This window comes from Collinsella sp. AM13-34 (assembly GCF_003473055.1).
In the GTDB taxonomy this organism is placed as follows: Bacteria; Actinomycetota; Coriobacteriia; order Coriobacteriales; family Coriobacteriaceae; genus Collinsella.
Genome location: NZ_QRLE01000001.1, coordinates 85880 through 97822, shown reverse-complemented (window position 1 = coordinate 97822; position 11943 = coordinate 85880). Strand labels below are relative to the sequence as shown.

Annotated in this window: 11 protein-coding genes and 1 riboswitch; of the genes, 6 read left to right on the top strand and 5 right to left on the bottom strand. The window is 57.5% G+C overall.

What is annotated here, in order from left to right:
- The first annotated feature begins 662 nt into the window (after positions 1-662).
- Positions 663-2582, top strand: coding sequence for a tetracycline resistance ribosomal protection protein Tet(W) (gene tet(W) / locus DW151_RS00425; RefSeq protein ID WP_118333944.1), 1920 nt, complete (start codon positions 663-665; stop codon positions 2580-2582).
- Between the two features lie 71 nt (positions 2583-2653).
- Here the strand turns inward: tet(W) and DW151_RS00420 are convergent, their stop codons facing one another.
- On the bottom strand, positions 2654-3100 hold the full coding sequence (locus DW151_RS00420) for a GGDEF domain-containing protein (protein ID WP_118333942.1): 447 nt from the start codon (positions 3098-3100) through the stop codon (positions 2654-2656).
- A 324-nt stretch (positions 3101-3424) separates the two neighbouring features.
- Here DW151_RS00420 and DW151_RS00415 point away from each other — a divergent pair, with 324 nt between their 5' ends.
- Positions 3425-4294 carry a patatin family protein gene (locus DW151_RS00415; RefSeq protein WP_199579863.1) on the top strand — a complete coding sequence of 290 codons (870 nt, stop codon included), beginning with the start codon at positions 3425-3427 and terminating at the stop codon, positions 4292-4294.
- A gap of 101 nt (positions 4295-4395) precedes the next feature.
- Here the strand turns inward: DW151_RS00415 and DW151_RS00410 are convergent, their stop codons facing one another.
- The 3 genes from DW151_RS00410 to thiM are packed head-to-tail and all read right to left on the bottom strand — an operon-like array spanning position 4396 to position 6272.
- The gene (locus tag DW151_RS00410) at positions 4396-5091 is read right to left on the bottom strand and encodes a thiamine phosphate synthase (protein ID WP_022093951.1); all 696 of its coding nucleotides are present in this window, start codon (positions 5089-5091) and stop codon (positions 4396-4398) included.
- A complete protein-coding gene (locus DW151_RS00405; RefSeq protein WP_225093307.1) occupies positions 5088-5429 on the bottom strand; it encodes a thiamine-binding protein in 342 nt (113 codons plus the stop codon). The genes DW151_RS00410 and DW151_RS00405 overlap by 4 nt, the downstream gene beginning before the upstream one ends.
- Before the next feature lie 3 nt (positions 5430-5432).
- Positions 5433-6272, bottom strand: coding sequence for a hydroxyethylthiazole kinase (gene thiM / locus DW151_RS00400; RefSeq protein WP_233543262.1), 840 nt, complete (start codon positions 6270-6272; stop codon positions 5433-5435).
- Between the two features lie 51 nt (positions 6273-6323).
- Positions 6324-6434: riboswitch (TPP riboswitch) on the bottom strand.
- Between the two features lie 163 nt (positions 6435-6597).
- On the opposite strand from thiM, the gene DW151_RS00395 reads away from it, so the two are divergent.
- The 4 genes from DW151_RS00395 to DW151_RS00380 all read left to right on the top strand — a co-directional run bounded on the left by DW151_RS00395 (position 6598) and on the right by DW151_RS00380 (position 11159).
- Positions 6598-7506, top strand: coding sequence for an HAD-IIB family hydrolase (locus DW151_RS00395; protein ID WP_158558692.1), 909 nt, complete (start codon positions 6598-6600; stop codon positions 7504-7506).
- A 10-nt stretch (positions 7507-7516) separates the two neighbouring features.
- Positions 7517-8413, top strand: coding sequence for a LysR family transcriptional regulator (locus tag DW151_RS00390; protein WP_117563541.1), 897 nt, complete (start codon positions 7517-7519; stop codon positions 8411-8413).
- 155 nt (positions 8414-8568) lie between these two features.
- Positions 8569-9702 carry a 5-methyltetrahydropteroyltriglutamate--homocysteine S-methyltransferase gene (locus tag DW151_RS00385; RefSeq protein ID WP_233539875.1) on the top strand — a complete coding sequence of 378 codons (1134 nt, stop codon included), beginning with the start codon at positions 8569-8571 and terminating at the stop codon, positions 9700-9702.
- 122 nt (positions 9703-9824) lie between these two features.
- Positions 9825-11159, top strand: coding sequence for a uracil-xanthine permease family protein (locus DW151_RS00380; RefSeq protein ID WP_118333939.1), 1335 nt, complete (start codon positions 9825-9827; stop codon positions 11157-11159).
- Positions 11160-11219: 60 nt separating this feature from the next.
- Here the strand turns inward: DW151_RS00380 and DW151_RS00375 are convergent, their stop codons facing one another.
- The gene (locus DW151_RS00375; RefSeq protein ID WP_118333938.1) at positions 11220-11885 is read right to left on the bottom strand and encodes an alpha/beta hydrolase; all 666 of its coding nucleotides are present in this window, start codon (positions 11883-11885) and stop codon (positions 11220-11222) included.
- Positions 11886-11943: the final 58 nt, after the last annotated feature.

Here is an 11943-nt window from a genome sequence, read left to right as displayed (position 1 = left end):
GCTAAATGCTCATGTACGGTAAGGAAGCAAGCAACCGAAAACAAGAGATAGACCGCCAGCACTACACTATTCCGAACCAAAGACCAAAAGATAAGCATTGTGGGAAAATCTAAACTTTTGGATTTTCCTACAATGCCAACTACGGCGGAATCCCTCCCACTCCTTATATCTTTCTGTATACATTGAATTTGTATTTAGTAAAATGCAGACAACACCACGGATCGGCTTTTGGTTGGACAATTCCAACCAAACACCACAGCAGACAGCAGAAAACATTCTGAACGCTAGGAAGCCGGTATGATTGTTACATATAAGGGGAAGAAAAAATTCTTTTAGGTACTTGCTTTCCTAAAACTGATGTGATACAATGATTTAAACCAGAAAAGGAGTAAAAAATATGCGGCAAGGTATTCTTAAATAAAACTATAATCAAATAGTGGGAACAAAGGATTATGATAGCTCCTTTTGTAGGGGCTTAGTTTTTTGTACCCAATTTAAAAATACTTTTGCCTTATCAATTTTGACATATCCCCAAAAACAGCAATCACAAACAGGTGTATGCTGTATATGTGTATGTCCGCAACTTATAATCCCCAGCGGTAAAAGTATTTTACTGCTGGGGATTTTTATGCCCTTTGGGGCTGTAAAGGGAGGACAATCACATGAAAATAATCAATATTGGAATTCTTGCCCATGTAGACGCTGGAAAGACGACCTTGACGGAGAGCCTGCTATATGCCAGCGGAGCCATTTCAGAACCGGGGAGCGTCGAAAAAGGGACAACGAGGACGGACACCATGTTTTTGGAGCGGAAGCGTGGGATTACCATTCAAGCGGCAGTCACTTCCTTCCAGTGGCACAGATGTAAAGTTAACATTGTGGATACGCCCGGCCACATGGATTTTTTGGCGGAGGTGTACCGCTCTTTGGCTGTTTTAGATGGGGCCATCTTGGTGATCTCCGCTAAAGATGGCGTGCAGGCCCAGACCCGTATTCTGTTCCATGCCCTGCGGAAAATGAACATTCCCACCGTTATCTTTATCAACAAGATCGACCAGGCTGGCGTTGATTTGCAGAGCGTGGTTCAGTCTGTTCGGGATAAGCTCTCCGCCGATATTATCATCAAGCAGACGGTGTCGCTGTCCCCGGAAATAGTCCTGGAGGAAAATACCGACATAGAAGCATGGGATGCGGTCATCGAAAATAACGATGAATTATTGGAAAAGTATATCGCAGGAGAACCAATCAGCCGGGAAAAACTTGCGCGGGAGGAACAGCAGCGGGTTCAAGACGCCTCCCTGTTCCCAGTCTATCATGGCAGCGCCAAAAATGGCCTTGGCATTCAACCGTTGATGGATGCGGTGACAGGGCTGTTCCAACCGATTGGGGAACAGGGGGGCGCCGCCCTATGCGGCAGCGTTTTCAAGGTTGAGTACACCGATTGCGGCCAGCGGCGTGTCTATCTACGGTTATACAGCGGAACGCTGCGCCTGCGGGATACGGTGGCCCTGGCCGGGAGAGAAAAGCTGAAAATCACAGAGATGCGTATTCCATCCAAAGGGGAAATTGTTCGGACAGACACCGCTTATCAGGGTGAAATTGTTATCCTTCCCAGCGACAGCGTGAGGTTAAACGATGTATTAGGGGACCAAACCCGGCTCCCTCGTAAAAGGTGGCGCGAGGACCCCCTCCCCATGCTGCGGACGGCGATTGCGCCGAAAACGGCAGCGCAAAGAGAACGGCTGCTGGACGCTCTTACGCAACTTGCGGATACTGACCCGCTTTTGCGTTGCGAAGTGGATTCCATCACCCATGAGATCATTCTTTCTTTTTTGGGCCGGGTGCAGTTGGAGGTTGTTTCCGCTTTGCTGTCGGAAAAATACAAGCTTGAAACAGTGGTAAAGGAACCCTCCGTCATTTATATGGAGCGGCCGCTCAAAGCAGCCAGCCACACCATCCATATCGAGGTGCCGCCCAACCCGTTTTGGGCATCCATAGGACTGTCTGTTACACCACTCTCGCTTGGCTCCGGTGTACAATACGAGAGCCGGGTTTCGCTGGGATACTTGAACCAGAGTTTTCAAAACGCTGTCAGGGATGGTATCCGTTACGGGCTGGAGCAGGGCTTGTTCGGCTGGAACGTAACGGACTGTAAGATTTGCTTTGAATACGGGCTTTATTACAGTCCGGTCAGCACGCCGGCGGACTTCCGCTCATTGGCCCCGATTGTATTGGAACAGGCATTGAAGGAATCGGGGACGCAGCTGCTGGAACCTTATCTCTCCTTCATCCTCTATGCGCCCCAGGAATACCTTTCCAGGGCTTATCATGATGCACCGAAATACTGTGCCACCATCGAAACGGCCCAGGTAAAAAAGGATGAAGTTGTCTTTACTGGCGAGATTCCCGCCCGCTGTATACAGGCATACCGTACTGATCTGGCCTTTTACACCAACGGGCGGAGCGTATGCCTTACAGAGCTGAAAGGATATCAGGCCGTTGTCGGTCAGCCGGTCATCCAGCCCCGCCGTCCAAACAGCCGCCTGGACAAGGTGCGCCATATGTTTCAGAAGGTAATGTAAAGATACATAATCGTCAAGACGGCAACAATCAGAAGTTATGGAGGGTAACAATGGAATATAGTAAGGAAGATTTAATGGAAGCAAAAAAGCAACGAGTGGGGCATCTCGGAATCGTTGTTTTTGAGCAGAACCGTTCGGCAGTGTTTCAGACGTTCGGCGAGGTCGTCCTCGGTTGCAATCGTAGATAGGATGGCAAACTCGTCGCCGCCTATGCGAAATGCCGCTTCGCCCACCTTTATATACAGCTTAAGATAGAGACTTACCTGCAAGATATAGCGGTTGCCCTCGTCATGCCCAAAGACGTCGTTGCAGTGCTTGAGATTATCGATATCGATGAACGCCATGGTAACGGGGGCGTCCTGCTCCCAGAGCTCCTCGAGGGAACGGGCAAAGCCGCCACGGTTGCCAAGCCCGGTAAGCTGGTCGGTAAAGGCAGTCCTGATCAGATCCTCCTGACGCTCGAGAAGGTCGCGGACGGTCTTTTCGAGCGTTTCGGTGTAATTGCTGACAGTTTCCATGTTCTAAGCGACTTTCTGAGGTCGGGGCGGATTGCGTCGGGCGAGCTCGTTGTGTACACGTGTCGTTGCTCAGCGCTTTGCATGTATCCGGGCCCCCGCCTTGCCGCGTTGTTGAGTTAATTTGCCGGCTAATGTTCGCTGTTGATAACAGCTGAGTAGTGTAAACAATAGTGCACAATTATATATGGGTGCACATGCTGTGGGCGGCTATTATTCGACAAGCGGTAGCGCGACGATGCGATGTTCGATAAAAATGCGACTGGGACGATATATGTTGACGGGTATACTTGTCCCGTTTTAAAACGCAGGAACGGAGATGGTCGCATGGCACAGTCAAATATGACGCGCACGGTGGGGCTGGCGCTCGAGGGAGGCGGCTACCGCGGTATGTATACGGCGGGCGTACTCGACGTTTGGATGGAGCACGGTTTGACCTGCGACCATATGGTGGGCGTCTCGGCGGGCGCGGCATTTGGCTACAACTTTAAATCGCGCCAGATCGGCCGCGCCATTCGCTATAACAAGGCCTATTGTGCCGACAAGCGCTACGCAAGCGTGACCAGCTGGCTGCGAACCGGCGATATGTTCAATGCCGATTTTGCCTATCACGAGGTGCCCATCGAGCGCGATCCCATCGACCTGGAGACATATCGCGCCTGCCCCATGCGGTTTACGTGCGTGTGTACCGATATCGAGACGGGCAAGGCCGTCTATCACGACCTGCCCTATGGCGATGAGCGCGATATCGAGTGGATCCGGGCGTCGTCGGCAATTCCCGTGGCGACGCGTCCTGTCGCCATTGAGGGCCGCAAGTACCTGGATGGCGGCGTGGCCGATTCTATTCCCAGTGCATGGCTGTTTGCGCAGGGGTATGACCGCAATATCGTGGTGCTCACGCAGCCGGCGGGCTTTGTGAAGCAGCCCAACAGCGTGATGCCCATGCTGCGTCGCGTGTTTCGTCACTATCCGGAGTTTGTCGCAGCGCTTGAGCATCGGCATGAGGTCTACAATGCCACGCTCGATGACTTGGCACGTCGTGAGGCCGCCGGCGATATCTTTGTGGTGCGTCCGAGCGAATCGGTGAAAGTGCCGTCGCTGTGCCGCGAACCGGATGAGCTCGAGCGCATCTACCAGATCGGTCGCCACGATGCGGAGGCGACGTTGCCCGCGCTGGAGGCCTACCTAGCGGGGTAAGGGCCGCATGCGGAAAGCGCATCCCAGAATGGACGTCCAAACTGGGATGCGCTTTCCGTTGCTGAAGATATGAGGCCGCGGAGCAGCTGCTCGGCCTATGTCTATGCCTGCTGCCAGGTGTCGACGAGCTCCTTGGCTGCGGCGTGGGGGTCGTCGGCACTGCAGACGGCGCTCACCACGAAAAAGCCGTCGACGCCGGTGGCCTTGAGCTGCGGCAAGTCGGCTGTCTTAACGCCGCCGCCCACCACGATGGGCACGGGGCTTGCCGCATGGAGGGCTGCCAGGTCCTCAAAGCTTTTGGTGATGATGGAGCCGTCGGCCGCGCGTCCGCAGTCGCGCTTGGTCTCGGTCTCGTGGAGTGGGCCGATGCCCAGGTAGTCGACCAGGCTCATGTCGGCGGTCTTGACGTACTCGAGCATCTCCTCGCAACGGGCCGAAAGGCCCACAATGGCATCGGGGCCCAGCAGCTTGCGGCAGACCTCGACGGGAATGTCGCTCTGGCCTACGTGCACGCCATCGACGGCAATGCCCTGCTCGCGCGCGGCAAGCACACAGTCCAGACGGTCATCGATCAGCAAGGCGACCTGACCGGTCTTGCCGGCCTGTGCGATTGCCTGCGCGGCGTCGCCGGTCAGCGCAATGATCTCGCGGGCGCTTGCCACCTTGGAGCGCACCTGAATGCAGGTAAAGCCGGCGTCGAGCGCCTGGGCCACCACATCGCCCACGGGGCGTCCGAGGGTGTTTTCGGGGCCGAGCACCAGATAGGCCGAGATATCAAGGTTGTCGCGGATGCTCATCGTGCTTCCTCCTGCTTTTTGATCTGCGCTTCCATGCGCTCGAGTTTGCCGGTCATGGTGTCGGTAAATCCGGGTCGAATATCGGCTTTGAGCACGACTTCGGTGCGGATGCCCTTGCTCGCCAACACAAAGGTCGCGTCGCGCACGACCTGCATGACCTCGTCCCAGTCGCCCTCGATCTCGGTGAACATCGAGGTGGTGCGGTTGGGAAGGCCGCTCTCGCGAATGACGCGCACGACCTCGGCGACCTCGGCGGACAGCTCGTCGCCGGTGCCACATGGGGCGATGGCCACGGCGACGAGCGTGTTCATGCCGGCATTGGTTGCGGGTTCGGACATGGCTTATGCCTCCTCGAGCTCGAGTCGGTTGTCGGCAATATCCTGGGCGGTTGCGCGGTAGAGCTCGTCGATAAAGGCGACCTTAAAGCTTGCCGGGGCATCGGCGACGGCGGCGGCACGCGTGCCGGCAACGTTGTAGACGGCGGTGCCGCAGACTGCTGCCGTAAACGGATCGGTAGCACAGGCGTACACGGCCAGCACGCCGCCCTGCGAGCAACCGCAGCCGGTGATCTTGGACATGAGCGGGCTGCCGCCGTGGGATTTGGCAACGGTCGTGCCGTCGGTAATCAGGTCGACTTCGCCCGAGACCACAACGGCGCCGCCGGTGTAGCGAGCGAGCGCCACGGCGGCATCGCGGGCGGCGTCGACCGTGTCGGTGGTATCGACACCACGTACGCGGCTCAGATCGGCCGACTCGCCCTCAAGACCCCACAGGCCGGAGAGTGCGATGATCTCGGAGGCGTTGCCGCGTACGATGGCGGGCTTGTACTGCTTGAGCTCGTTTACCAGCTGGGTGCGCAGGCTACCGATGCCCAGACCCACCGGATCGAGCACCCAGGGCTTGCCGGCGTCGTGTGCCGCCTTGGCCGCGCGGGGAATCGTCTGCTCGTAGATGGGGAAGAGCGTGCCCATGTTGAGATAGATGGCGCCGCCGCCGGCAACGAGCGCCTCGCCCTCGTCGGGCAGATAGACCATGGCGGCCGAACCGCCCACGGCGAGCTGCGCGTTGGCGACAAAGTCGATCGTCACCGTGTTGGTGATGGAGCCGGCCATCGGATTGGTGGCTCGAATCTCCTCTACGGCCTTGACCATATGTTGCTTAAGCTGTTCCGAATCAATCACTGCACATGCCTCCTTGGCATAGAAAAGGGGCGCTGTGCATAGACAGCGCCCCTGTAAAGGCGGCATGCTCCCTACGCCAGCATTAACTGACAGGTTCAAAGGATTGGGCCCTATGCCCTCTCAGCCTTGTGGTTTGCACCGCCGGCACTCCCGCATCGAATCTGTTGTTCCCTATACTAGCGCACCTGCCAATATGGGACAGGTTTATTTTGGCAGGTGGCAACAGGGGCGCTGCATTTTCCCAGATAAAACCTGCCAAGATAAACCTGTCCCTTATTGGCAGGTCGTTACAATAGACGGGATAGAGAATGACCGAGGGGACCTTATGATCAAACTTGTGCTGACCGATATGGACGATACGCTGATTCCTGCTGGACACGATGGCGCCAGCGACTGCGCCATCGAGGGCATTCATGCCATGCAGGCGGCGGGCCTGCATTTTGGCCCGGTTTCGGGTCGCCAGCCGTCCGCGATGAGCTGGATGTTCCGCAATCGCTCCGAGTGCTTCTCGACCGGTGCGTTTTGCAACGGCCAGGTGATGTTTGTCGATGGCGAGGCGGTTGCCTCGCGCGCAACTGATAACGATGCCCTTATGCGCCTGGCCGACTACCTGGAGCAAGAGACCGACGATACCTATTTGAAGGTCTACCGTCTGGGTGATGACTTTTGGGACAACGACGCCTATTGCGTGACAAGCGATCCCGAGCGTGTGCGTCACGCCATGGAGTCAGGCGGCAACGCGTGGCTCAAGGGCGAAGAGGCTCCCTGTCGCCCTGTCGTTGACGATGCCCCGGTATACAAGGCGAATATCTGGAGTGCCCGTTCGCGCGAGGAGCTCGCCGAGCTGCGCGAGCGTGTTGCCGCCGAGGTGCCGGAGCTCTCGCTCGTGTTTCCCAACAACCGCGTGCGCCTGTTCGACGTTCTTCCGACCGGCTGGGACAAGGGCTGTGCTGCGCTGGAGCTGGCGCGCGCTTTGGGCCTGACGCCCGACGAGGTGGCCGTATTCGGCGATTCCGATAACGATTTGCCCATGATCGATGCCGTTCCCAATTCCGTTGCAGTCGCCAATGCTAACGAGGCCGTCACGGCTGCCGCGCGCTGGCATATCGGCGCTGCGGCAGATGATGCGGTTGCCGGGGCTCTGCATCAGATTGCCGCCTGCGCCGCGACGGGGGAGATGCCGTCGTTTATGCGTCAGATGGACGCGACGGGTTTCGACGTCACGAACGTCTAGGGAGAAAGCCATGAAGCTCCAGCAGCTCAGATATGTCGTCAAAGTTGCCGAATGCGGCAGCATCACCGAGGCCTCGCGCCGGCTCTTTGTGTCGCAGCCTTCGATTACCGCGTCAATTCGCGATCTCGAAAACGAGATGGGTGTACACATCTTTGAGCGCACCAACAAGGGCGTCATTGTGTCCGAGGAAGGCGAGACCTTCTTGGGCTACGCGCGCCAGGTGCTCGACCAGGCCGACCTGCTCGAGGGCAAGTACAAAGGCACGTCCGAGCAGGTGCCGCACTTTAGTGTGAGCTGCCAGCATTATTCCTTTGCCGTTAATGCATTTGTCGATGTGATCCGCGAGTTCGATGCCGCGCGCTACGACTTTACCCTGCGCGAGGAACAGACCCACGAGATTATCGAGGACGTCGCGCATATGAAAAGCGAGCTCGGCATCCTGTATCTGTCGGAGCACAATCGCGAGGTCATCGAGCGCATGCTGGCGGCCAACGAGCTCGTATTCGAAGGACTCTTCTGCGCTACGCCGCATGTCTTTGTGTGCTCCGACCATCCGCTGGCGGGTCGCTCGAGTGTGACGCTCGAGGACTTGGAAGACTACCCGTTCCTGTCCTATGAGCAGGGCAGCTACAACTCGTTTTACTATTCCGAGGAGCTGACCTCGACCTTTGAGCGCCGCAAGAATATCCGCGTGCGCGACCGTGCGACGCTGTTCAACCTAGCTATGGGCCTTAACGGTTACACGGTGTGTTCGGGCGTGATCAGCCATGAACTTAACGGCCCCGGTATTATCTCGATTCCGCTCGATGTAGACGAGTACATGGAGATTGGCATCATCACGCGCAAGAACACGACACTTACGCGCTACGGGCAGGCCTATATCGAAGCGATTCGTCAGCACATCTAGACTGCTGCGTTCTGCGCGGGTCAAATCTCTTTATGGCAGTCCAAACTGATATAGGAAGCATCTATATCAAACTGTTATAAACATATATTTTACGATGTCCATATGAGCGCTCATACTCTGTCCCAGTAAAGCAACCAATGCAAAGGGAGATATCTATGAGCACTTCGATTCAACCGAACGCGCCGTTTCGTGCCGATATCGTCGGCAGTTTTCTTCGTCCGCAGGCTGTAAAGGACGCCCGTGCCGCCTATGTCGCGGGTAAACTCGACGCTTCCGGCCTTAAGGCCGTCGAGGACGAGGCCATCCGCGACTTAGTGGCCAAGCAGAAGGCTGCCGGCCTGCAGGTGATTACCGATGGCGAGTTCCGCCGCAGCTACTGGCACCTCGATTTTATGTGGGGCCTCAACGGCATTGAGCGCCGCGCCTCGCGCACGGGCTACATGTTCCACGATGAGGAGACTACCGCCGACACCGCCGTGGTAACCGGTCCCATTAGCGGCGAGAATCATCCGTTCGTCGAGCACTTCAAATTTATCAAGTCGCTCGAGGGAGAGGGCCAGGTCGCGCGCCAGACCATTCCGGCGCCGATCCAGACGTTCTCCGAAGTCACACTCGACCGCTGCGATGGCCAGCAGGAGAGTCTGCACGCCGTCTACAAGACCGACGAAGAGCTCGTCGATGCCATTGCCGCAGCATACCGCACCGTGATTGCTGACCTGTATGCCGCGGGCTGCCGCAACATCCAGTTTGATGACTGCACCTGGGGCATCTACTGCGATACCGATTTTGTTGCCAAAACCGGCATGAGCCCGGTCGACCTGCAAAAGGTAAGCGAGCTGGGCGTGGCGCTCAACAATGCCGCCATCGAGGGCAAGCCCGACGATCTGGTTATCAACACGCATGTATGCCGCGGCAACTACCACTCCACCTACGCTTTTGAGGGCGGCTACGACCCCATCGCGCCGTACCTGTTTGCGCATGAGGACGTTGACGCGTTCTATCTGGAGTTCGACACGCCCCGCGCCGGTGGTTTTGAGCCGCTCAAGTACGTTGCTCCCGGCAAGAAGGTCGTGCTGGGCTTGGTGACCACCAAGGCGGCAGAGCTCGAGAACGAGGATGTTATCGTCGAGCGCATCCGCGAGGCGGCAAAGTACGTGCCGCTCGAGAACCTGTATCTGTCTCCGCAGTGTGGCTTTGCCAGCTGCGAGATTGGCAATAAGCTGACCGAGGACGAGCAGTGGGCAAAGATTGCGCTGGTCAGGCGTATTGCCGAGCGCGTTTGGAAATAGCGCTAGCGTTTGCAGGTGGCGGCGCGTGCGAGGTACTGCATATCGCGTACAATGGTTCGGATCGTATCGTTCGGGCAGGTTATCCGATATGCCTGATCGCCCTTCCATTCGAAAGGACTTCCATGTCCCAGTCTTCGATGCCCGCCGTCACCGATGCCATCTACGATGCATCGTCGCTCGGCCGTCCGCGCATGTTTGTGTTGGGTTTGCAACACATGTTTGCGATGTTCGGAGCCACGGTGCTCGTGCCCGTGCTCACCGGCCTTTCCGTTTCGGCGACGCTTCTGTTCGCCGGCATCGGCACGCTGCTGTTTCATTTTCTATCGCGCGGTAAGGTGCCCGCGTTCCTGGGCTCCTCATTTGCCTTTATCGCGGGTTATGCCGCCATTGCGCCCAACGGCGAGGCCGAGCTTTTGCCCTACGCTTGCCTGGGCGTAGCTTGTGCCGGCCTGCTCTATCCGGTGCTTGCGGCCCTGTTCCGCGCCTTTGGCGCCAAGCGTGTCATGCGTTTCTTCCCGCCGGTGGTGACTGGCCCCATCGTCATTTCCATCGGCTTGATCCTGGCAAGCTCTGCCATTGCTAACTGCCAGGCCAACTGGCTTGTCGCCGTTATCGCTGTGGCCGTGATCATCATCTGCAACATCTGGGGCCGCGGCATGGTCAAGATCGTGCCGATTCTGCTGGGCGTTGTGGTGAGCTATGCCGTTGCGGCCGCGCTGGGCGAGGTCGACTTCTCTGGCGTCGCAGCCGCCCCCTGGGTTGGCTTGCCCGTCGTGTGGGACAACACCGTGTTTGCGCTCTTTGGACCGCAGTTCGATAGCGGTCTTGCCACGACTGCCATCATCACCATCATGCCGCTGGCCTTTGCAACTATGATCGAGCATATCGGCGATATCTCCGCCATTGGCTCTACCTGCGAACGCAATTACATTGCCAATCCCGGTCTGCACCGTACCCTGCTCGGCGATGGCCTGGCGACCATCTTGGCATCGCTCTTTGGCGCCCCCGCCAATACGACGTATGGCGAGAACACCGGCGTGCTTGCCTTGACGCGTGTGTTCGACCCGCGTGTGATTCGCATTGCCGCCTGCTGCGCCATTGTGCTTTCGTTCTGCCCCAAGTTTGCTGCGGTGATTGCCGCCATGCCGGCGTGCGTTATCGGCGGTGTGTCGCTCGTGCTCTACGGCATGATCAGCGCCGTTGGTGTGCGTAACCTCATCGAGAACCAGGTTGATTTCCAGAACAACCGCAACGTGCTGGTGGCGGCTCTGGTGCTCGTGCTTTCGCTCGGCATTGCCTACAGTACCGCCGGTGCCATCGTGCTGGAGCTGGGCGGCGTGACGATTTCGCTTTCGGGCCTTGCCGTGGGCTCGCTGGTGGGCATTGTGCTCAACGCCATCCTGCCAGGTAATGACTTTGAGTTCGATACTTCCGAGCTTGAGGAGACTGCTGAATAGTAGCTGCGTTCAGCCAAATTAAAAATGGCGTCCATGCGTATGTACGCGTGGACGCCATTTTTAATGCGTCAGTATCCAGTGGATGCCGCGTGCCATGCGCAGGTCAGTTTGGGTAAAGTGATTGCCGGGGTTGAGCTCCAGCGTTGTTGGAATGTCACGTTCGATAAACAGCTCTTCCATCGCGCGCGTATCGTCGAGTACGTGCCGCATCATGCGGTTGGGCGTCTTGGTTTCCTTTTTGCCGAGTGACAGATAGACGGCGTCGGGCGTAGCTGTCATCGTGCGCTCGCGCGCGTAGTCGATAAAGCCGGGGAACCACAGCGACCCCGATGCACTCGCCGCGCGCTCAAAGACATCTGTTTGCCAAAGTGCCCACAGTGCAAAAAGACCCGCCAACGAGTAGCCGGCAACGCCGCGCCAGGTGGGCGGTTGCGGGAGCGATGATTCGGCCTCTGGGATTATCTGCTTCAACAACTCGTCAAGAAAACCAGCGGCCTGTCCACCAAAGGGCTCGGCATCGCGCACGGTTCCGTCGCATCCCCAGGGGCTCAGCTCGCGATTCCAGTTGAGGCTGCCAATGCCGACAAGCGTGAAGGGCGGGCAGTTGAGCTCTCGGCAGCGTTCATAAACCTCCGTGCCGTCGCCCATGACCACGGGAAGATAGATGACTGGTGCGCTTTCGGCATGCTGTGCATGAACAGTTATCTGCTTTTGATGCGCTTCCATGACGGGCTTCTCTCGGCGTTGTGATATCGACGGCCCCCATTGTCGCACGCCGGCTCAT

Coding starts and splice junctions, on each gene's coding strand:
- DW151_RS00420 (WP_118333942.1), bottom strand. CDS start 3,100: ATGGAAACTGTCAGCAATTACACCGAAACGCTCGAAAAGACCGTCCGC.
- DW151_RS00415 (WP_199579863.1), top strand. CDS start 3,425: ATGGCACAGTCAAATATGACGCGCACGGTGGGGCTGGCGCTCGAGGGA.
- DW151_RS00410 (WP_022093951.1), bottom strand. CDS start 5,091: ATGAGCATCCGCGACAACCTTGATATCTCGGCCTATCTGGTGCTCGGC.
- DW151_RS00405 (WP_225093307.1), bottom strand. CDS start 5,429: ATGTCCGAACCCGCAACCAATGCCGGCATGAACACGCTCGTCGCCGTG.
- DW151_RS00395 (WP_158558692.1), top strand. CDS start 6,598: ATGATCAAACTTGTGCTGACCGATATGGACGATACGCTGATTCCTGCT.
- DW151_RS00390 (WP_117563541.1), top strand. CDS start 7,517: ATGAAGCTCCAGCAGCTCAGATATGTCGTCAAAGTTGCCGAATGCGGC.
- DW151_RS00385 (WP_233539875.1), top strand. CDS start 8,569: ATGAGCACTTCGATTCAACCGAACGCGCCGTTTCGTGCCGATATCGTC.
- DW151_RS00380 (WP_118333939.1), top strand. CDS start 9,825: ATGTCCCAGTCTTCGATGCCCGCCGTCACCGATGCCATCTACGATGCA.
- DW151_RS00375 (WP_118333938.1), bottom strand. CDS start 11,885: ATGGAAGCGCATCAAAAGCAGATAACTGTTCATGCACAGCATGCCGAA.